The sequence below is a fragment of the Proteus vulgaris genome (assembly GCF_033708015.1).
GTDB lineage: Bacteria > Pseudomonadota > Gammaproteobacteria > Enterobacterales > Enterobacteriaceae > Proteus.
Map to the genome: position 1 here is coordinate 677,205 of NZ_CP137920.1, position 22,107 is coordinate 699,311.

The 22,107-nt window shown below is 37.2% G+C and carries 13 protein-coding genes and 1 pseudogene; 9 read left to right on the plus strand and 5 right to left on the minus strand.

What is annotated here, in order from left to right; all coding sequences use genetic code 11:
* Position 1: 1 nt before the first annotated feature.
* The 3 genes from SB028_RS03300 to SB028_RS03310 form a co-directional block, all read right to left on the minus strand.
* Complete coding sequence (locus tag SB028_RS03300) at positions 2-7,087, minus strand: Ig-like domain-containing protein (RefSeq protein WP_318859818.1); 7,086 nt, start codon at positions 7,085-7,087, stop codon at positions 2-4.
* Positions 7,088-7,306: 219 nt separating this feature from the next.
* Positions 7,307-8,137, minus strand: coding sequence for a 2,5-didehydrogluconate reductase DkgA (gene dkgA / locus SB028_RS03305; protein WP_069368635.1), 831 nt, complete (start codon positions 8,135-8,137; stop codon positions 7,307-7,309).
* A gap of 27 nt (positions 8,138-8,164) precedes the next feature.
* Positions 8,165-9,322, minus strand: a complete 1,158-nt coding sequence (locus SB028_RS03310) for an iron-containing alcohol dehydrogenase (RefSeq protein ID WP_069368634.1) — start codon at positions 9,320-9,322, stop codon at positions 8,165-8,167.
* 180 nt (positions 9,323-9,502) lie between these two features.
* On the opposite strand from SB028_RS03310, the pseudogene SB028_RS03315 reads away from it, so the two are divergent.
* Positions 9,503-10,278, plus strand: a pseudogene (locus tag SB028_RS03315) (class I SAM-dependent methyltransferase).
* A gap of 163 nt (positions 10,279-10,441) precedes the next feature.
* Here SB028_RS03315 and SB028_RS03320 read toward each other — a convergent pair.
* Positions 10,442-11,110 carry a DedA family protein gene (locus tag SB028_RS03320; RefSeq protein WP_069368633.1) on the minus strand — a complete coding sequence of 223 codons (669 nt, stop codon included), beginning with the start codon at positions 11,108-11,110 and terminating at the stop codon, positions 10,442-10,444.
* Positions 11,111-11,235: 125 nt separating this feature from the next.
* A complete protein-coding gene (gene metC / locus SB028_RS03325) occupies positions 11,236-12,426 on the minus strand; it encodes a cystathionine beta-lyase (protein WP_069368632.1) in 1,191 nt (396 codons plus the stop codon).
* A 328-nt stretch (positions 12,427-12,754) separates the two neighbouring features.
* Here metC and exbB point away from each other — a divergent pair, with 328 nt between their 5' ends.
* The 8 genes from exbB to hybE all read left to right on the plus strand — a co-directional run bounded on the left by exbB (position 12,755) and on the right by hybE (position 22,052).
* On the plus strand, positions 12,755-13,762 hold the full coding sequence (gene exbB / locus SB028_RS03330; RefSeq protein ID WP_069368631.1) for a tonB-system energizer ExbB: 1,008 nt from the start codon (positions 12,755-12,757) through the stop codon (positions 13,760-13,762).
* A 6-nt stretch (positions 13,763-13,768) separates the two neighbouring features.
* A complete protein-coding gene (exbD, locus tag SB028_RS03335; RefSeq protein WP_023580921.1) occupies positions 13,769-14,197 on the plus strand; it encodes a TonB system transport protein ExbD in 429 nt (142 codons plus the stop codon).
* A 1,873-nt stretch (positions 14,198-16,070) separates the two neighbouring features.
* The gene (gene hybO / locus SB028_RS03340; RefSeq protein WP_069368630.1) at positions 16,071-17,195 is read left to right on the plus strand and encodes a hydrogenase 2 small subunit; all 1,125 of its coding nucleotides are present in this window, start codon (positions 16,071-16,073) and stop codon (positions 17,193-17,195) included.
* Entirely contained in the window at positions 17,192-18,205 is a 1,014-nt protein-coding gene (gene hybA / locus SB028_RS03345) for a hydrogenase 2 operon protein HybA (RefSeq protein ID WP_069368629.1), read from the plus strand. The genes hybO and hybA overlap by 4 nt, the downstream gene beginning before the upstream one ends.
* Positions 18,192-19,373 (plus strand): Ni/Fe-hydrogenase cytochrome b subunit, encoded by a 1,182-nt coding sequence (hybB, locus tag SB028_RS03350; RefSeq protein WP_069368628.1) that lies wholly within the window; start codon positions 18,192-18,194, stop codon positions 19,371-19,373. Before hybA ends, hybB begins: the two co-directional genes overlap by 14 nt.
* The gene (gene hybC, locus SB028_RS03355; protein ID WP_069368627.1) at positions 19,370-21,073 is read left to right on the plus strand and encodes a hydrogenase 2 large subunit; all 1,704 of its coding nucleotides are present in this window, start codon (positions 19,370-19,372) and stop codon (positions 21,071-21,073) included. Before hybB ends, hybC begins: the two co-directional genes overlap by 4 nt.
* Positions 21,073-21,561 (plus strand): HyaD/HybD family hydrogenase maturation endopeptidase, encoded by a 489-nt coding sequence (locus tag SB028_RS03360; RefSeq protein ID WP_069368626.1) that lies wholly within the window; start codon positions 21,073-21,075, stop codon positions 21,559-21,561. The genes hybC and SB028_RS03360 overlap by 1 nt, the downstream gene beginning before the upstream one ends.
* A complete protein-coding gene (hybE, locus tag SB028_RS03365) occupies positions 21,558-22,052 on the plus strand; it encodes a hydrogenase-2 assembly chaperone (protein ID WP_069368625.1) in 495 nt (164 codons plus the stop codon). Before SB028_RS03360 ends, hybE begins: the two co-directional genes overlap by 4 nt.
* Positions 22,053-22,107 lie beyond the last annotated feature (55 nt).

The window sequence follows — 22,107 nt, forward strand, 5'->3', positions numbered from 1 at the left end:
TTTAGTATTTGTAGATGCCGTTACCGCCATTCCATTTAAATGTATCAGTCATTTCTGTTTTATTTCCATGTACTTCTATGATTAGTTTAAATACACCATCGCCTGAGTCTGGTTCCCAACATTCTTTATCAACGGCATCATCTAATGTTTTTGTCTCAAATGCATGCATCACTCCCGAGCCTTTCTGCAAGGTAAAAGAAGATGGATAAACTATACTTTGATTAATGACTCCTTGCGTATAACTCGATGGATTTAATGTTATATTATTTATTTCCGCAGTTAACTTGATTGGATAAAGCAATTTGTCAGGCTCACCCTTAAATTGTATTTCAGGTATGGCGATGAAGTTTATAGACCTTATTTCCATACCGGTTCGGCAATATGTAGCTGAGGTACCATCATCTGTATGTATAAATTTAGAATGGAATTGAATTGCCATTAAACTTCTAGCTGTTGCTACGGAAATAGATTTAACTGCAATATTATATTCTTTAGTATAAGGCGTATTATTGAAATCATATGTGCTCACTTTTAATTTCAAATTTTGTGGCTTATTAATATATTCTTCAGGTAGAACGAATAAAGCTGGAGTAGATATATTGTTTTTAGGCTGATAATCTTGTCTTTCAAGTAATTGAATTAACTTATTGTCTTTATCATACAGTGCAAAGTTAATAGCGAAAGGTGTTTCCGGTGAACTCCAATTAACAGTAAATTGATTATCCGTGGTGTAAATAGGTTCCCAAGATAAATCGCTTGAATTTGAAGCAATAGCATTGTGACCACCAGACTGAAATGTGATTGAATCAATATTCACATGAGGCGTAGGTTTTACTCTAACAGAATAACTATTCTCATAATTATGATAATAATCATCATCTTTAATTGATAATGTGAGTGTGGCATTTCCCAACTTTAAGTGAGTGATCTTACCTTCTGGAGTCACTTCTACAATATCTGGATCACTACTACTCCAAATGGCATGAACTGTAGTCGGTATTTCGGGCGTTGGTTTTTGAGCAGTCACTATGCCAGTTGATAATGCATCAACAATTATTATCTCTGTTGAATTTTTAAAACGATAATTGATTGTTCCTTTATCTTGTGTGTAATTAATGACTGTACTTGATGATTTAAATTGCTCCGTTGATTCAGATAATACGGTAATAGCGGTATCACCTGGCTTTATTGGTGTAATTTTTCCTTGATCATCGATGGCTATTATCGTTTTTTTGTAATTGATAAATTGTTTAGGTGGTGGGTTGTTTACTGCATCTTTATTGTTATATAAAAGCACCACTTGTTGTGGAATATTATCATCCCAAATGGAATGTAATTGAGTTTCCTTCGCCATTAATCCAATATCTGCTTTTTCAATAACTAAAGGATAACTCGTTTGAGCGGGTTGATATTGATCATTACCAGATGTTTGGAGTGTGATAATGACAGTGCCTGCTTTTTTCATCGAAATACTACCGTTAGTCGTATTAATAGAGGCTATAGTTGGATCGGAACTAGACCACATCACGTTAATATTATTCGGCAATCCCGTATAGCCTAATGCACTGATAGGCGCTGAAGCGTAGGTCTCTTGCTGAATTTTTTTGTCAAAAATAATATCAGGTTTCGGGATAGTCACTTTAATGGTTAATGGTTTTGCAATGGTTAATCCTTCCGCTTCAGCGGTTAAGATAATATCTGTTTTAATATGGGAAGTAAGATTGGTTTGATATTTACCATTTCCTAATGAATTTAGTGGGTTATCACTAAAATTAGGTTTACCACTGGTTGTTTTTATCGAAACTTTTTTACCATCAATAGTATTACCGTATTTATCCATTAAATTTACAGTGAGTAGGGCGCTATCTTTATCATCTCCTCCTATTGATTGACGGTTACTGTCAAAAGTTGATTTATTGGCATCAATATTCGTTGGATTTACAGTGACATCTTGAATCGGCTTATGATTATTTAAATCAAGATAAGCGCTCATCTTCAATATACCAGCAACCTTGCTGGTGACTTTTGTTTTTGCAATACCTTTAGCATCTGTATAGGTACTAAAGTTATAATCATCGGCTAAACCTTGTAATTTCCATGACACAATAATGTGAGGCAATATATTGTCATTAGCATCCACAATGGTTGCTTGATAGTTAACACCCTTATCTCCAGCAATCATGCTTGTTCTATCGACGTCAACAGATTTTACTCGCCAAGTTGTTGCATCAGCACGAAGTTGTAAGGTTTTTTGTTTTTTGAAATCCACACCATTCACTTTAACACTTAATTGTGCCGTACCTGATTTAGTCCCCGTTGCTTCAATTTCATAATGACCCGGAGAGACTTGTTTGGCTGGACTAAAGTGAATAGTTGGGTTATTAGAGATCCCTTCAACTTGCTGATCTGGCAGAATATTACCGCCTTTATCTTTAATTGCTAAAGTAAGCAATGCTGTATCTGTGCCATTGGCGATGATTGTTTCGGGTATTAAGTTGATTTCTGAACTGTTTTCATCAACATCATCCGCCACAAAATTGACATCGGGAGCCGAATAACTACCTGAAATTAATACGGCATTCACTTTAGCAATACCCGCTGGATTACGTGTTAACTCAACGTTGGCAATCCCTTTATTGTCTGTAAATGTCAGCGGTTTAGCCAGTAAGCTATCTTTATCCGTTATCCATGTTACATCCACGCCACTGTTAACGGGGTTATCATGTTTATCGCTGATATAAGCGCTATAACTGATAGTATCGCCTGCATGAGGATGTGAATTACTTATCACAAACCTGTCAACTTTGGCTGTCTGGTTATTAGGCAGAACAGTTAATGTCGCTGTTTGTGTGAGCGTGACTGAATTAACTTTAGCACTAATGGTTGTTTGACCGGCTTTTAATGCACTCACTTGAGCTTGATAAACCCCAGTTGAGATTTCATTAAATGCAGTTGTGGTTGCGGTTAAATCAGTACCGTAGCTAACGCTGATTTTTTTCTCTAGCCCTGTTAATAAATTAGCGTATTTATCTTTTAATGTTAACGTAATTCGAGAGTGACCTATTTCAGAAATAATCGTGCTAGGGGTAAGCGATAATTGAGATTTATCAGCAGATATCACATCAGTATTAAAGTTAATAGGATGGTCTGCATCGAGAGATTGTTGGCTATCAAGCATCGCTGTCACTTGCGCAGTGCCCGCTTGTGTACTGCTTAAGGTAATTTCTGCAATCCCATTTTTATCCGTTTTACTGATAGGTAATGAAAGTTTACCTAGAGAGGTTAACCACCCCACGTCAACACCTTTCACATTTGAGTTACCTTGTTTATCAACAATTTCTGCACGGATTACGACGCTATCAGTACCATTTGCGGTAACATCGAAAGGTGCGATAACATTAACTGCATTAATCCTGACATTTTGCTTGTCAGCAATAAAACCAAGAGGATGAGTTAACTTAAAGTTATTACTTGCATTAGTATATTCAACATGAATAAGGCTAATACCTTCTTGTCTACCGCGGATGGTCGTTTGATAAACGCCAGTATTAATTTCTTTAATGTCACTGAATTTAATGGTGCTATTATCACCCGAGAACGTAATAAATTTTTCTTGTTTAGGCACTGGGTTATCAAATTTATCCTTTAAGATTATTGTGCCAGTAGCAAGTGATTGACCATTAGCAATAATAGATTGAGGTTCAATCAAAAATGTACTTTGTGATGCATTGGCTAGACCTGCAATAAAATGAAGGTTTTTTGTGTCACTTTGACCATTTCCCAGTGTTGCTGTAATAGTAGTCGGTTGTGCTTCAGTGCCTTTTATGACAACTTGTACATAACCATTGTCATCAGTTTTGACCATATTTTCACTCAACACATTATGGGTTGAATGCCAGAATACAGATTGTTTTATTAATGGATTATTTTCAGCATCAGTAACATGAGCCATTAAAGTGATCGTATCGTTATTATCTGCAATCGCTTCTGTTTTGTTATTTACTGTCGTTAAGACAATATTGGCACTATTCGGATTGGCAATAGCGTTTAGTGTCACTTGCGCTTTTTCTTTATTTAAAAGCGTGGCAATAATATTTGTCGTCCCTGCTTTTTTGGTGCGAATTCGATTAGTTGTTTGCCCTTGATTATCAGTCACACTCTTTTGTTTATCGAGTGTGCTTGAGGCACTAGATTGCCATTCGACAGTAACGTTAGGCAATTTATTACCAAATTTATCTTTTACTACGGCGGTGACTATCGCTTGTTCTTTATTGTCTGCAATTAATTCAGTTTTATTTGTGGTTAACGTGATTAAACCTTGCTGGTTATTAGCAATAAAAGTAATAGGTAATGCATCGAGTGATTCATTACTGATACTGGCAGTGACAATCACATCAAAGGCTTGCGTACTCGTCACTGTCGTTTGAGCAATACCTTGGTTATCTGTTGTTGAAATTTCATTAATAGCAACAACTTGTTGATCGCGGTTAGTAGACCAAATGACTTTTGCATTCGGTAAGATATTGTGATTTTTATCTTCAACGACAGCGGTAAATGTGACTGTTGTTTTGCCATCAGCAATATAAGGTGGTGCTGATGGAGTCACCGAAATAATCTTACCATTCGATAAATCAGCAATAAATTGCGTTGTTTTTTTCGTGGTTATCTTATTAACCAGCACAGCAACTGTTACCGTACCTGATATCTTGCTGGTCATGGTTGTTGATGCATTACCTTGATTATCTGTTAATAATTCGGTTTCTTTAAGTTGCGCTTGATTATCAGCAGATAATTGAATTTTGGCATTGGGGACAGGGTTGTTATTTTTATCAACGATATTTAAATCAATTAACTTTTGATCCGTTCCATTAGCAAATGAACTGTTTGGGCTAATAGTGAAAGTCTTTATTTTGGCTGAGTTAATATCAGCAATAAAATCAACATTAGTTGAATAGGTAATATTTCTAACATTAGCATTAACCGTGCTTTTACCTATATGTGTATTGGTGATTGGAACTATAATTTTACCTTCAGCATCTGTGTTGGCTTGTCCAATAATCGTTGCACCATTATCCGCTGTAAAAGAGACGGGATAGTTAGGAATTCTATTCGCATTAATGTCCGTTACGATAACTTGAATTTTATTTTGGGTTATACCATCGGCAGGTGCGTGGTTTTTAAGTACGGTTAATCCCCCTTTAGAAATGATGGCAGAATGTATATCAGCGACAAAAGTCACTTGTGCTTGATTAAAGATGTTATCCCTAAATTTAGGTGTCAACGTCAAAATTTCAGGAGAACTTCCTGCGGTTACAGTGACTTGATATTTCCCTGTATCTATTTGGCTGAAATTAGAGATTTTACTACCACTAACAGGGTTATTAGATTGAACTTGAAGTGAGAGGTCTTCGAAATTGATATCAACAGGAAGATTATCATTATCTAAAATTGATAAAGTCAGATTTTGTGCTGAGTAATTATCTGCGGGCAGTTGTGTGGTTGTAGGTGTAAATTGGCTATTTTGTGTATTGATAGCAGATTGATCAACAATAATTTGACTTTGTACGGGATCAGAACGATTACCTTGTTCATCAATAGCAACGGCGCTTATTGTGTAGCTATTTTTTTCAGAGGAGCCAGTAATATGACGAGGAAGGATAATTGAGTAACTAAGATTATTATTGTGATTAATCTTACCTCCATTGGCAATTAGGCGACTCGCAGACCATTCAATTTGTTTAACGGGATATTTAGAGTGAACTTGTACACCGAGATCTTTTTCTTCTTTTGCGTAACCATTAATTGTTGGTGTAATAGAGAGGAAGACTAAAGTTTTCTTTTTATATTCCAAAACAATGTCATTATTTCTATCAACAAAATCATAGCGATTTCCTGACATTAAACGCATTGCTCGCACATTATTCGGATTAAGTTGTGAAGAGAGTGATTCTCCAAGTCGATATTGGATATTTACATCAAATTTATTATCACTATTATCATTTAAACCAAAACGACGCTCAGCGCCGAGAGTAAGTAAAGGTACCGGCGTATAAGTGAGTCCCGCCGTATAAGCGTGGGGGTTTTCTTGGCGATTATCCTTGCCAAATAAGCCGACTTCTTTACCGTAATATTGTTCAAAAATAAGTTTTGTGCCTAATTGTGGATAAGCAGGTAGGTAGCCTTCTGCACGAATATCCCAACCATTAGCAGGACGTTCGTTATAATCTATAACATCGTCAGAGGTACGCCAGTTTGATAGACGATGGTAGTGATTTGCACTTAACTTAAAATAGTCTCGCCATACTTCCGCACCTACACCAAAACGGCTGTGGTATCGACTTAAATCGTAGTCATAAAAAGCATTAAGACCCACCATAAATTTATCAGCAAAATGCCGATAACCAATGCCTTGGTTTAATTGGCTACGAGAATCTTTACGGTGATAACTGGTTTGAGAAAAAACTAAGTTCTTTGCGCTATCATAGAGTGGAATAAGAAGATCAGCAGAGCTTCCTTCCAAAGTGAATTTTTTGTCTGTTGAAAGTGAGACTTGAGCATGACCAAACTGATTTAACCATTGTTCTATTTGTTGATTGGCTTTACTTGATATTCGGCTTATTGCATATTGCGTCGCATCGGTATCTTTATTTAATAAAGATGAGTTATCGACAATAATTTGAGCAAGTTCTTGTCCGTTAGTTGAAGGGATCGGAATATCTTGATTGTTATTATTTAGCCATTTTTTTGTTAATAAAGCGTCGTCGGGGATATTAAGTGTAATACCTTCTTTTATTTTTAATTTACCGACTAAAGAGACATAGTTAGGATTAGCCTCAATAAGTTTAAATAATTTTATATTAAATTGTTTAGCGATAGATTCAGGTGTGTCACCTACTTTAACTAAATAGGTTTTTTGTTCTTTTAACAATTTAACAGTTTGTTTTTCTTGATTATTCCCATTAGCAAACACATTGGCTGGAAGGGTTGCTGAGATAGGGAAAACCAGTTGCATAAAGATATTAAACCATGCAACTTTCTTTGTAATAGAAGAGAGTTGAGGTGTTAACCCACTTTTACATATTGTCATTTTTATTCTCACCGTAATAAATAATGATGAGATTCTCGTATTTATAGGCGAGTTATATATCAGAAAGTGAAGGTGAATTAATTAATTTATAAATATCTAAAAATTAGAGATCAAAAAATAAAAATGAGAGTAAAAAAAGAGTGAAGAATATTTGGTTATTTGGCGTAGAAAAGCCAATAGAAAATTTATTCTATTGGCCTGTTAATTGGCATCTAAAAATTAGACATCGACAAAAATATCAGGATCAGGGCCTAAACGTTTTTTCTGCTCAAGAAGCGTAATTTCAGCCAATTCTTCTTTTTCTAATTTAAAATCAAAAATATGGAAGTTTTCTTCTATACGAGAAGGGGTGACTGATTTTGGAATAACGACAAGTCCACTATCTAAATGCCAGCGTAAAACAATTTGTGCTGGTGTTTTATGATATTTTTCAGCCAGTTTTTGAATAATAGGCTGATCAAAGACACCTTCACCTCCCTGTGCTAATGGACTCCAAGATTCGGTGACAATTTTATGGGTTGTATTCCATGCCCTTAACGGTGCTTGTTGCATTAATGGGTGAATTTCAATCTGATTTACCACAGGTGTTACACCTGTTTCGGTAATGAGACGTTCTAGATGTTCTTCTTTAAAATTACAGACACCAATGCTTTTTACTAATCCTTCTTTTTGCAAAATAATCATTTGCTTCCAAGCTTCGATATAAAGCTCTCGTGAAGGCACTGGCCAATGTATTAAATAGAGATCAATATAATCAAGTTGCAAACGCTGGAGACTTTCTAATACGGCACCACGGGCATGAGTTTGATCGTTATTCCATAATTTTGTTGTGATAAAAAGTTCATCACGAGGAACAGTGTTCTGTTTTAATGCTTTACCTACACCTTCTTCATTGTGATAAATCGCTGCCGTATCAAAAAGGCGATAACCTGTATCAAGTGCGTGATGAATCGCGTTAATAACTTGATGATTATCTGCTTTCCAAACACCTAGGCCAAGTTGTGGAATGGTATTTCCATCAGATAATTTGATCAGTTTAGGTTTATCCATTTTTATCTCCAGAGTCGCATAAAGTACTTAGAGTGCCGCTATATAAATACGTTGACTGACTTCTAATGTGATATCTTGATGCTCACCCAGTGCAATTTGTCCATGCTCTTCCAACTTTCGCACTAATGCAGGAATATCTTCTTCACTGATTTTGAAATCAGCCAGTCGAGTTCTAAGTCCCATTAATTCAAAGAATTTTCGAGTTTCATTAATCGCAGTTTCAATTTTAAAAGCATCAGAACCTTGGTTTATACCCCAAACTTTTTGTGCATATTGAATTAACTTGTCGTATTTAGCTTGACGTTTTTCATTTAGTAATGCAGGTAAAACGATGGCGAGGGTTTGCGCATGATCAAGTCCGTGTAAAGCCGTAAGTTCGTGACCTAATGCATGTGTCGCCCAATCTTGAGGAACACCAACACCAAGGATACCATTTAGCGCTTGTGATGCTGTCCACATTATATTAGCACGGATATCATAGTCTGTTGGTGATGTCAGCGCTTTTGGTCCTTGATCAATTAAAATACGTAAAAGACCTTCCGCATACTCATCTTGTACACGCGCATTCACTGGATAAGTGAGATATTGCTCTAAGATATGAATAAAAGCATCAACAACACCGTTGGCGGTTTGTCTTGGAGGTAAAGAATAGGTGGTTGTTGGATCTAAAATAGCGCAATGAGGATAAACATGAGGGCTGGCAAAGCTTTGTTTATCCATGGTCTGTTTTCTGCTGATAACAGAGAAGCTGTTGGTTTCTGTCCCTGTTGCTGGAAGTGTTAATACACAGCTTAAAGGGAGTGCTTTTTCAATAACTTTACCGCGGCTTGTGACAATTTCCCATGGTTCACCTTTATAAGGGATAGCGGCTGCAATAAATTTTGTGCCATCAATCACCGATCCGCCTCCTACCGCTAATAAATGCGTAATACCTTGATATCTGGCATAAGAAACGGCTTTCATTAATGTTTCATAAGAGGGATTGGGTTCAATACCACTAAATTGATGGATTTGATAACCTGGGAGTGCGGTATAGATCTGATCTAAAACGCCGTTGCGTTTAATGCTACCTCCGCCATAAGTTAATAGAATTCTTTCATTTTTTCCGATTTCAGAACGTAATTTTTCTATTTGCCCTTGACCAAAATGAAGGCGAGTGGGGGAGTAATAAGTAAAGTTTTGCATTTTGTATCCACCTTGATTTGATGTTCTGCAATATAACAATTAATCAGGAAAAAGTTTTTCACTGTGTCTAGACGAAATAGCATGACATAACCATAACTGTAAGGTTGTAGAAATAAGAGATGAATTATCTTTCTTAATGACTACAACAATTCAAATTGTAGCTAATTTATAAGGAGTAATATGGAAAACCATTATTTAACATTAAACCAAGAACATTGGGATAAACAAGCCGCAATGGAAAATCAGTGGTCTAAACCTGTCAGTGATGAAGACATTATTGCTGCAAAGCAAGGCGACTGGAAAGTCCATTTAACACCTAATCCGGTTAAAAAAGAGTGGTTAGCAGATATTAAAGGTAAAAAAATACTCTGTTTAGCGTCTGCCGGTGGGCAACAAGCGCCTATTTTAGCGGCTGCTGGTGGCATTGTGACGGTATTTGATTTATCTGAAGGTCAATTAAGCAAAGACTATCAATTGGCACAAAAGCATCAGTTAGATTTAGTAACAATTCAAGGAGATATGGCAGATCTAACGGCGTTTGCTGATGAAAGTTTTGATATTATTTTTCATCCTATCTCTAATTTATATGTACCAGATGTCAATCCTGTTTGGCGAGAGTGCTACCGTGTTTTGAAGAAAGGCGGTGTATTGATGGCGAGTTTTTATAATCCCGTTGTATTTGTTGATGATAGAGATCCACAATTGCGCTCACAGGGATTAATGAGGCCAGCTTACCTTATAGCGATCAAGTTTCGCTACCTTCGGAGATCCTTCAAGAAAAAGTCACCAGAGGTGATGGGCTGGTATTTGGTCATTCTTTAACTGACCTTATTGGTGGGCAACTAAAAGCGGGTTTCTTATTACAAGATTTTGTTGAAGATTTTGCTCCTCATGCTCGTTTCTTAGTTGATAGTTATATTCCAACGTTTCTTGCGTCAAAAGCCATTAAGCTTTAGCAACAAACAGATTAAGGTAAAAAGATGACAGTGATAAATATCAACGGATTTTTACTAGGATATTAATAAGATAGGAGATAAGAAAATGAACAACTGAACTTTTGATGTGTTAGATGATTAAAAAACGCCATTATGATGATTAAAATAATGGCGTTTTTCTTAATTACTTATTACTGGTGCTATTTTTACGATGGCGAATATACATCACAATCGAACCAATTAACCCCGCACTTAAGAGTAATACAGGCAATGTCATCAAAATATTCATGACCAGAGTTTCATGTTTTTGTATAAATGGAATAAGGTTTAGTACATAGCCTAAAGAAACAATAATCCCAACCCACAAGAAACCACTTAACCAGTTAAATAGTTGAAAGCGGCGTTGTTCTAATTCAGATAAACCTGCCAAGGTTGGTAATAATGTACGCACAAATCCAATAAAACGACCGAGTAATAATGCATATAAGCCTTGGCGATGGAAGAGATCATTTGCTTTATGATGATATTGCTCTGGTAATTGAGCCATCCAACGTTTAACCACTTTTGTATCACTTAGCCAGCGGCCTTGTAAAAAACCGAGCCAACTCCCAATACTCGCGGCAGCGCCTAATATAATGATAGTCGGGAAAAAGTGTAAAACACCTTTTGCAATTAAGGCACCGCAAAGAATAAGCAGTGTATCTCCTGGTAAAAATGCGGCGGGTAATACCCCGTTTTCCAGCATAATAATAACAAAAAGAACAATATAGATAACCCATAGCACATTGGGATTAGCTAACACCATATAATCGTGCTGCATTAGTGCGTGAATTATCTCTTTTAATGTACCCATTAGCGAACTCGCATTAAAAAAGGACTTTATGTTCGCTATTCTAACGCAAAATAAAGAGAACGGTTTGATTTAATCCCTGTGGAACCACAGGGATAGATTTTTTTTTATAAAAAATTCATTTTTTATTAAGAAATACGTAAAAATCCTTGTTCTAGATCTTCAATAAGGTCATCTACATTTTCTAATCCAATATGAATACGAAATAATGTTCCTGTAAATATTGGCTGAGTTTCATATTGGCGCATCGCCTTAATATCATTGGGTTGATAACCTAAAATGAGAGACTCAAATCCTCCCCATGAAAATGCCATCTTAAACAATGAGAAGTTATCTAAGAAATGTGCAAATTCTTCAGATGTTAAGATTTTCTTTAAACTAAAAGAGAATAACCCGTTGCTACCCGAGAAATCGCGTTGAAAATATTCATGTCCCTGACAAGAAGCTAACGCAGGGTGATAAACAGTATCAACTAAAGGGTGTTGTTTTAACCAGCGAGCAACTTCTAATGCACTTTGTTCGTGTTGTTTCATCCTGACAGGTAATGTTCTTAACCCTCTTGCTGTCATATAAGCAGTATCAGGATCAACACATTGACCTAATAAATAAGCGTTTTCTCGTAACTGTACCCAACAACGCTCATTAGCCACAGCGAAACCTAACATGCCATCAGAATGGCCATTAATATATTTTGTGGCAGATTGGATTGAAATATCGGCGCCTAATGTGAGTGGTTTAAGCAGTAATCCTGCCGCCCAAGTGTTATCAATCATAATTATGATTTCAGGGTTATATTGGCGAACTGAATTGATTATTCCTTGTAGATCTTGAATTTCCATCGTAATGGATCCCGGAGATTCAAGAAAAACGATTTTTGTTTCGGGACGTAGCAATTGGCTGATTTCTTTGCCGATTAAAGGATCAAAATACGTTGTTGTGACAGCGAATTTACGTAAAAGCTGATCACAAAAATGTTGAGTCGGATCGTAAGCAGAACCTGTCACAAGAATATGTGCACCTTGTTCAATAAATGCGAGTATAGATTGCGTAATGGCTGCCGCACCTGAAGGAAATAGGGCGCAACCTACGCCTTGCTCTAATTCCGTTAAAGCTTCTTGTAAGGCAAAATGTGTGGTTGTACCTCGGCGACCATAAAAAAGCGTACCTTCCGCTCGTTTTTTCGTTGCTTCACGTTTTTGCGCAACGGAATCAAAAATAACAGATGAGGTTCGCTGTATAATTGGATTTACTGCGCCTTGAGAATATTTTTTAGCTCGACCAGAAAGGAGGAGTGAGGTTTCTTGTTTTTTTAGCGTCATCCTTAATACCTTCTTTTAATTGATGGTGTGTTTACCTCAAGTTAATGCATTTTTTGGATAAGTACAAAAGGCTTACGGGGTAATTGATAAAATTTCACGTTACGTGAAAGAACGATAATTTGTCTTAAAAATCGACAAATGAAAAAAAATAGCCAAATAGTAATGATAATTACTATCAAAATGCTTCATGTTTGATATCATTTGAGCGTTTTCTCTTTCCTGATGGCAAACAGGATGATTGTAAGCGAACGATTTTGGGTAAGTAGTGGCGTAAAGATGCTATTACTGAATAAATAAATAGATAAAAAAGAGAGTAAAAGGCCAACTGATGCGTAATTTGACAGCTTCTATTCTATTGGCAATCGGTCTGACAGGCTCTGCTTTTGCGGATACGACTCCTGCCACACCAACGAAACAGCCAACTACTGCTGCCGTTTCTTCAACAGCGACTACACCAACAACTGCTACACCGACTGTTACTGATGCTACGACTTCTACAACAGGTAATGATGTGAAAGCCGTAGAGACTGAAACGACTAAGCCTGACGGTGGTAATACGCCTGTAACAACGGCAGAGAATTCAGAAAATGTACCTTCAGCAACAGAAAATACCTCATCAGAAGTTCAACCTGAATTAGTGACTGGGGGGGGATTTGCCGAAGATTTATCTGTAATGGGTATGTACCGTAATGCTGACTTAGTCGTTAAAAGTGTCATGATTGGCTTACTGTTAGCCTCTATTGTCACTTGGGCACTATTTTTTGCGAAAGGAAGCTATTTGATTTCACTGCGTCGTCGCTTAAGAAATGAGACAGCTCAGTTAGTTGAAGCTAAATCACTCAACGATGCATTAGCAATTAGCAAAAATTTTGGTAATAAGAGCGCAACCGCAGATTTCTTTAATGATGCAGAATTAGAGCGTACTTACTCTCAAGAAAGTAAAGTCGCATCAGGCATTAAAGAGCGTGTTGAAATGCGTATGGAACGCCGCGTTGCAGCCATTATTCGTGAATTAGGTCGCGGTAATGGTTACCTAGCCACAATTGGTGCAATTTCTCCTTTTATCGGCCTTTTTGGTACGGTTTGGGGGATCATGAATAGCTTTATCGGTATTGCACATTCTCAGACGACAAATCTTGCGGTTGTCGCGCCAGGTATTGCTGAAGCCCTATTGGCAACTGCGATTGGTCTGATTGCAGCAATTCCAGCAGTGATTATCTATAACATTTTTGCCCGTATGATCGCAGGTTATCGTGGTGAAATTGGTGATATCGCAACCGGTGTGGTGACATTAGTCAGCCGTGATTTAGATATCGAAAACAGCAAAGCAAGGTAATGAATTATGGCAATGCGTCTTGGTGATGATTCAGGTGATGATAATGAATTGCATGATATCAATGTGACGCCTTTTATTGATGTCATGTTGGTTCTGCTCATTATCTTTATGGTGGCGGCACCCTTAGCTACTGTTGATATAAAAGTAAATTTACCCGCTTCGAGTGCTAAACCACAGCCTCGCCCTGAGAAGCCTGTTTATTTAACAATTAAGTCAGATAAACAAATTTTCATTGGTGAAGAGATGGTCACACATGAAACGATGGCGAATGTATTAGATACCCTGACACAAGCAAACAAAGAGACAACAATCTTTTTCCAAGCAGATAAAACGGTTGATTATGAAACGTTAATGTCGGCGATGGATTCGCTAAGAAAAGCGGGTTATCTCAAAGTTGGACTCGTGGGAATGGAAACCGTCTCCACGGGGGGGTAAAATTTAGCAAATAAGTCATTTTCTAAGTATTATTACGCTATTTTAAAAGCACTTTATTTGTCGTTGTGAAATGATGAATAAAGTGTTTTTTTGTTGTATAAAAAAATAGCATTTTTATTTTTACCATTTTTAATGGTTATCGAGATTATTAATAAAATTGAGTTAGAACTAAATTTAACTTTAGTATTAAATAATATTAATAATAGATAGATTAAGTTACAGAATAAATAATTAATTAAGTTTATTGAGTAATGGTAGGCTGAATCAATTAATGCTAAGTAGATATCATTATTTGAAAGCCTCTAACATTAATATTCATTAACTCTTCATTTTTAGATTTTTTGACATTGAGTTTTTAAAGTTAAATTTAGCTATAACCTTGTGATTTATAATGTCTTTATGTGTATTTGATTTAAGTGTAAAAAGACTTGCGCAAAAAATCTTATTGGATATAATGCACTCAAGTTACAAATTGAAATATTTTGTAACGAGTTAAAACGCCTAATTTATTTATTATCTAAGCTTATCCACATTTGGATACTTATTTTTTTATTGCACCAGGTAGACCGTTGTTTTCAGTCATTCCAATTTCTGATAAGTAAATTTTATTTACTTATTCAAACCACCCCTTATCCTTGATAAGAGGTGAGTACAATAAAACGTGAAAGGCAGAGAACTACACATAGCATTTTATTATTTTAATAAATTTAAAAGCCATAACATTTCGGTGTTATGGCTTTTTTATTTTGCTTGTTATATTTTTTGTCACTGTTGCTTCTAAGTTTAGTGTTTCAGTGTGTACTTTGATGTACCCCATCTTGATACTTATTCTCAGTTTATGATCCATTATTGCGAACCTTTGCCTGATCAAAAAACACAAACAGTTAACAAAGCATTTTTCAGATTTTTAGATTTATGGCCAGTTCTTTTATCTATTCTTACAAAAAAAAAGAATTGACACTTTTTGGGGATTATTTATCGAAAAATTGTGTTTTTTTTATCCACAAAACAACATGGATTTAACATTAAATTTTATTTGCGTTAATTTCGCTATAAATTCGATATGTTATAAGATAACGTAATAAAATTATTACCATTATGTACTAATTAGTAATTATTAACGATCTCATCTTTTTGATGTTACCTCACACTACTCTGTATTTCATTTTATAACGGCTTTATACCAAGTGAACTTCTTATTCTAAAAACGAATATACTTATAACTATATGAAAAATGATAAGAAAAAGAGGTTAATATTTGACTATAAAATAACCATTATTACGGTGATTAAAATTTAATAACAAAAGAAGAGTGAATAAGTTGGTAATAAAAATGAGTTGAAATTAAATATATTAATGTAATCATTTCTTGTTTATGAAATGCAATTTTTAACATTATTTATGATGTAATGTAAAGGTTGATAATATGAAAAAAAGAGTCATCATTATAATTAAAAAATATATTTGAATTCGTTTTTAATAATTTTTATTAGAAATTAGAAATAATGAATTATTAATTTTGTATTATTTTAAATATATTGTCTTATAATTTGGTTGTTTTTTGTGTTTATTGTAAGTTATTGATTAACAATTATTTTAATTCCATTAAATTATGTCTTTATGAGATAATGATAATTATTTTCATTTATATTATCGTTACTAAATAGTATTTTAATAAATTTAAAATGGCGAAATATATAAAAATTGTGCATTAAACTTTATATTGCTGAAACGTTTTTACTCACATAAAGGAATAATTTCTTTTTTAATGGATTATCGCTTGATAATGATCAAGTCATTATTGTGTCGGAGTGTTAAAAAGGCGGTGTTTTAAATTATTCCAATTAAAAAATCATCATATCAGGAGAGATATATGGCCTTGGGGAATAATGTTTTTTCCCATCATGGTATTAACCGACGCGATTTTATGAAATTGTGTGCTGCGTTGTCAGCTACCATGGGATTAAGCGGCAAAGCTGCCGCAGAAATGTCAGAAGCAATGGCATCACCTGAACGTCCACCTGTTATTTGGATTGGTGCTCAGGAATGTACTGGGTGTACGGAGTCTTTATTACGCGCAACTCACCCGACTCTGGAAAACCTCGTTCTTGATGTTATCGCACTCGAATATCACGAAGTGCTTTCCTCAGCTTTTGGTGAACAAGCTGAAGAAAATAAACACAATGCAATGGAGAAATATAAAGGTAAGTACGTCCTCGTTGTTGACGGTTCGATCCCAGACAAAGACGGCGGTGTTTACTGTATGGTTGCAGGAAAGCCAATTCTTGAGCATATCAAAGAAGCCGCTGAAGGCGCTGCTGCGATTATTGCTATTGGTTCATGTTCTGCATGGGGTGGGGTACCTGCTACTGGAGGCAACCCAACAGGCGCTAAATCACTGGAAGCTATTTTACCGGGTAAAACCGTTATCAATATTCCAGGGTGTCCGCCAAACCCACATAACTTCTTAGCAACTGTTGCACACATTATTACTTTCAATAAATTACCTAAGTTAGATAGCAAAAACAGACCGCTTTTTGCTTATGAGCGCTTAATTCACGAAAACTGTGAACGTCGTCCTCATTTTGATGCGGGTCGTTTTGCTAAAGAATTTGGTGATGAAGGTCATCGTCAAGGCTGGTGTTTATATCATTTAGGCTGTAAAGGCCCTGAAACTTATGGTAACTGCCCAACATTAGAATTCTGCGATGTTGGTGGTGGGATCTGGCCTGTGGGTATCGGTCACCCTTGCTATGGTTGTAACGAGGAAGGTATCGGCTTTACGAAAGGTATTTTCCAATTAGCGAATGTTTATCAGCCAACACCAAAAGCGCAAGTACCTGATGTTAATGCAAAAGAAGGTGGTGGAGTCTCTTATGGGGCTGCTGGCTTACTGGGTGCTGTTGTGGGGGCGGTTGCGGGTGTCAGTGTGATGGCTGTGCGTCAATTAGGCCGTGACAAGAATGCCACAGGAGCCTCACAGGAGGATAAACGGTGAATAGGCGTCATTTCTTTAAGCTGGCATCAGGTGGGGTTCTCCTTGCGGGAATGGCGCCCACTGCGAGTCATGCTGCGGCGCAGAACCGTCCCCCAATTCCTGGGTCTCTCGGTATGCTCTACGACTCTACACTGTGTGTAGGCTGTCAAGCATGTGTCACAAAATGTCAGGAAATTAATCACCCGGAGCCAATGGAGCGTGGTGATACTTACGCGAATGGTGATCCGATTTGGTCAAACAATGACAAATTAAGTCCTTACACAAATAACATTATTCAAATTTGGCGTGATGGTACTGGCGAAAATAAAGACCAACTGGAAAACGGTTATGCCTTTATTAAGAAACAATGTATGCATTGTGTGGATGCAAACTGCGTTTCTGTTTGTCCTGTTTCTGCGTTAACCAAAGATCCAAAAACCGGTATTGTCCATTATCACGCGGATATCTGTACAGGTTGTCGTTACTGTATGGTGGGATGCCCTTATAACATTCCAAAATACGATTATGACGATCCCTTTGGTAAGCTTTATAAATGTGAGCTTTGTAACCAAAAAGGTGTTGAGCGCTTAGATAAAGGCTTATTACCAGGCTGTGTTGAAGTTTGTCCTACTGGTGCTGTTATTTTCGGTACACGCGAAGAGTTGCTTGAAGAAGCAAAACGTCGTTTAGCGAAAAAAGCGGGTGAAGAATATCATTATCCACGTCAAACCATTAGTGGTGGCGATACTTATCTTCATAAAATTCCTGAATATCAAGATCATATCTATGGTGAGTTCGAAGGTGGCGGTACGCAAGTCATGGTACTTTCTGCTGTTCCTTTTGACAATTTAGGAATGCCAGACGTGGCGCCATTATCAACGGGTGCACGTTCTGAACATATTCAGCATACGCTTTACAAAGGCATGGTATTACCAATAGCAGCCCTTGCAGGGATCACCTATTTGGTTAACCGTAATAGTAAAAAACAAGAGCAGGAACACCACAAGGAGGATAACGATGTCGAGTCATGATCCTCGTCCACTTGGCGGTAAGTTATTTACTCTAGCAGTAAGAGTATTTTTACCGCTTGCTGTGCTCGGTTTTATTCTTATTGGTAAGCGTTTGGTATTTGGTCTGGGCGATGTCTCTGATCTGAATGGGGGATATCCTTGGGGTATTTGGATTGCCTTTGACTTATTGATAGGAACAGGCTTTGCATGTGGCGGTTGGGCACTTGCATGGGCTGTTTATGTCTTTAATAAAGGGGAGTTTCACCCATTAGTACGCCCTGCATTATTAGCGAGCTTGTTCGGCTATTCATTAGGTGGTTTATCCATTGCTATTGATATTGGTCGTTATTGGAACATGCCTCACTTCTTTATGCCGCAATACTTTAACGTTAACTCAGTGTTATTTGAAACAGCGACCTGTATGACCATCTATATTATGGTGATGGCATTAGAATTCTTACCTGCGTTATTAGAGCGTTTAGGTTGGAAAGTGTCGTTGAAACGTCTTAATAAAGCGATGTTCTTTATTATTGGTCTTGGTGCTTTACTGCCAACCATGCACCAATCTTCAATGGGATCATTAATGATTTCAGCAGGTTGGAAAGTACATCCACTGTGGCAATCTTATGAGATGTTACCGCTGTTTTCTCTGTTAACCGCCTTTCTCCTTGGTTTCACCATCGTTATTTTTGAAGGCTCTTTGCTAAAAGCAAGTCGTACGATGAATGATGATGAAACACCGCTATTTACCAAATTAACTAAAGTGATCGAAGTGTTACTGATTGCATTCTTGGTATGTCGTTGGGGTGAAATTATTTGGAACGGTAAACTGAGTTATATCGGAAATGGGGATATGTTCTCGTGGTTATTCATTGCTGAAAGTGCATTATTATTACTTCCTCTTATTTTGATGCATTTAAATAATAACCGCCGTAGTCCAAGAATGCTGTTTGTTTGTGCTGTATTTATCTTAATTGGCGCAGCAATGTGGCGTATGAACTACTCTTTAGTTGCTTACAATCCAGGTAATGGTTACCACTATTTCCCAACAGCAAGTGAATTGCTGATTTCTATTGGTTTCGTTGCATTTGAAGTAACTGCTTACATTCTTATTATCCGTTTATTGCCGGTTTTACCTGCACAAACAGATTCAAATATACAATTAAAAAAGGCTGAGGTTAAATCATGAGCCAACGCATTACTATTGATCCTATTACCCGTATTGAAGGGCATTTACGCGTCGATTGTGAAATTGATAACGGAAAAGTTGTTAAGGCTTGGTCTTCCGGTACCATGTGGCGCGGAATGGAGGAGATCCTAAAAGGAAGCGATCCTCGTGATGCATGGATTATCGTGCAACGTATCTGTGGTGTTTGTACGACCGTTCACGCGATTGCCTCAGTACGTGCTGTTGAAGATGCTTTAGGTATGGATATCCCTGTCAATGCGCAGTATATCCGTAACATTATTTTAGCTTCTCATATTCTTCATGACCATATCGTTCATTTCTATCAGCTTTCTGCGATGGACTGGGTTGATATTACTTCTGCATTGCAAGCAGATCCTGAAAAAGCATCCGCGATGCTGAAAGGGGTTTCTAAATGGCAATTAAACTCTGCGGAAGAATTCAGAAAAGTTCAGAAGAAAATTCAAGGTTTAGTCGATAGCGGACAATTAGGTATTTTTGCTAATGGCTACTGGGGTCACTCCGCCATGAAATTGCCACCAGAAGTGAACCTGATTGCTGTTGCTCACTATCTGCAAGCGCTTGAATGTCAGCGTGATGCTAACCGTATCGTTGCTGTTCTTGGTGGTAAAACACCTCACATTCAAAACTTGGCTGTGGGGGGCGTTGCTAACCCAATTAATCTTGATGCACCAAGTGTTCTTAACTTAGAACGTTTAATGTATGTGAAGCACTTTATCGATAATCTTGGTGATTTTATTGAACAAGTTTATAAAGTCGATACTGCTATTTTTGCTGCATATTACCCAGAATGGTTAAAAATCGGTAAAGGCGCTAACTACTATCTGTCAGTACCTGAGTTACCCATTAATGGTAATAACACAGAGTTCTTACTTTCTGGTGGCTATATGGAGGGAATCGATTTCTCTACATATCGCCCCATTAAAGACTGGAAAGATCAGAATCTAAAAGACGGTATCGAAGAAAGTGGTAAGCACGCATGGTATGAAGATGATGAACCCTTAAAACCATGGGAAGGTTTAACTCGCCCTAAATACACGGGGTGGGATGAAAACAATAAATACTCATGGGTTAAATCACCAACATTCTATGGTAAACCTGTCGAAGTCGGTACATTAGCGTGGTTAGTATGTGGTTTAGCAGGTAAGCATGAAGGTACTGTTAAGCACTATAATGAAGTTAATGAAATCTATACTAAATTAACAGGTGAAACACTGGTTAATGAGCAGTTAGAGTCAACTTGGGGACGTATTATTGGACGTACTGTTCATGCTTGCGTATTACAAGATTCTCTGAATTTCTTATGGAAATCATTGGTTGATAATATTGGACGAGGCGATACGACTTCCTTTATTAAACCAGAATTTGAACCGGGTAAAGAGTATCGTGGTGTTGGTTTTGAAGAAGCCTCTCGCGGTATGTTATCTCACTGGATCGTGTTTAAAGACGGTAAAATCACTAACTATCAGGCCGTTGTTCCATCAACATGGAATGCGGGACCTCGTAACTTTAATGATGAACCGGGTCCTTATGAGTTATCACTTGTGGGTACACCTGTTGCTGATCCGAAAAAACCATTAGAAGTGGTAAGAACGATCCACTCCTTTGACCCATGTATGGCATGTGCTGTGCATATGGTTGATTTAACAGGTAAAGAACTAAGTAAGGTGAAGGTATTATAATGCGAACTCTCGTCTTAGGTATTGGTAATTTATTACTAAGCGATGAAGGCATTGGTGTTCGTACAGTAGAAGCGCTCGAAGAGCGCTTCTCTTTACCAGAGAACGTCGATGTTATTGATGGCGGCACATCAGGGATGGAAATTTTGCAAGATATCGCTGCAAGAGATCTCCTGATTGTTATTGATGCAGTAAGAAGCAATCATGAGCCAGGCAGTATTTTTATATTACATGATGATGATGTTCCCGCACTCTTTACACAAAAGATCTCACCTCATCAGCTAGGCTTATCTGATGTGTTAATGGCACTGCGTATGACAGATGAATTCCCTCGTAAACTGATTTTAGTCGGAATTGAGCCAGCATCATTAGAGCCAAGTATGTCGCTGTCTGACATCGGTGAGAAATCAATGGAAATTGCACTAGAACATGTCGTGAATATTTTGCGTGAATATGGCATTTCTGTCACACCTAAAGAGGTAACAGCATGAGTGAATTAAGCTGGGATATCCTGGGATACGAAGAACCGCCTGTTGAGCAACTTGAAACACGTTTTAGTGAAATTGCTGATAAAGAGATGAAAGGGCTTCCTTTTTATCGCGAAGGTGTTCCTGTCAAAGCGGGCGGTTTTACCTTATTTGAAAATCAGTGGATTGGTGCTGTTCTTACTCCTTGGATGTTAGAACTTGTTGTCTTTCCTGGACCTTCGCAAGAATGGCCACATCGAAAAGTCGGGGATCGCATTGGGTTAGAATTACCTTGTGGTCAGATTAAATTCGTTGTGGGTGAGCTTGCAGGTGGCATGCAGTACCTTGCTTGTTCATTAATGTCGCCACTTGATAGACATTTAACAGCGGAACATGCTGTGGAGTTAGTTGAAAATAGTGTGAAAATGGCTCTTTCTCTTCCTGTTCAGACACAATCCGTAGCAGAAGTTGATTTAAGTCGTCGTTCTCTCTTCCGTGGTCAGTTAAGATCATAGTGTAGAAATTTTACGCGACACAGAGTCACATTCTTCTTATTGAATAGTACAGGAG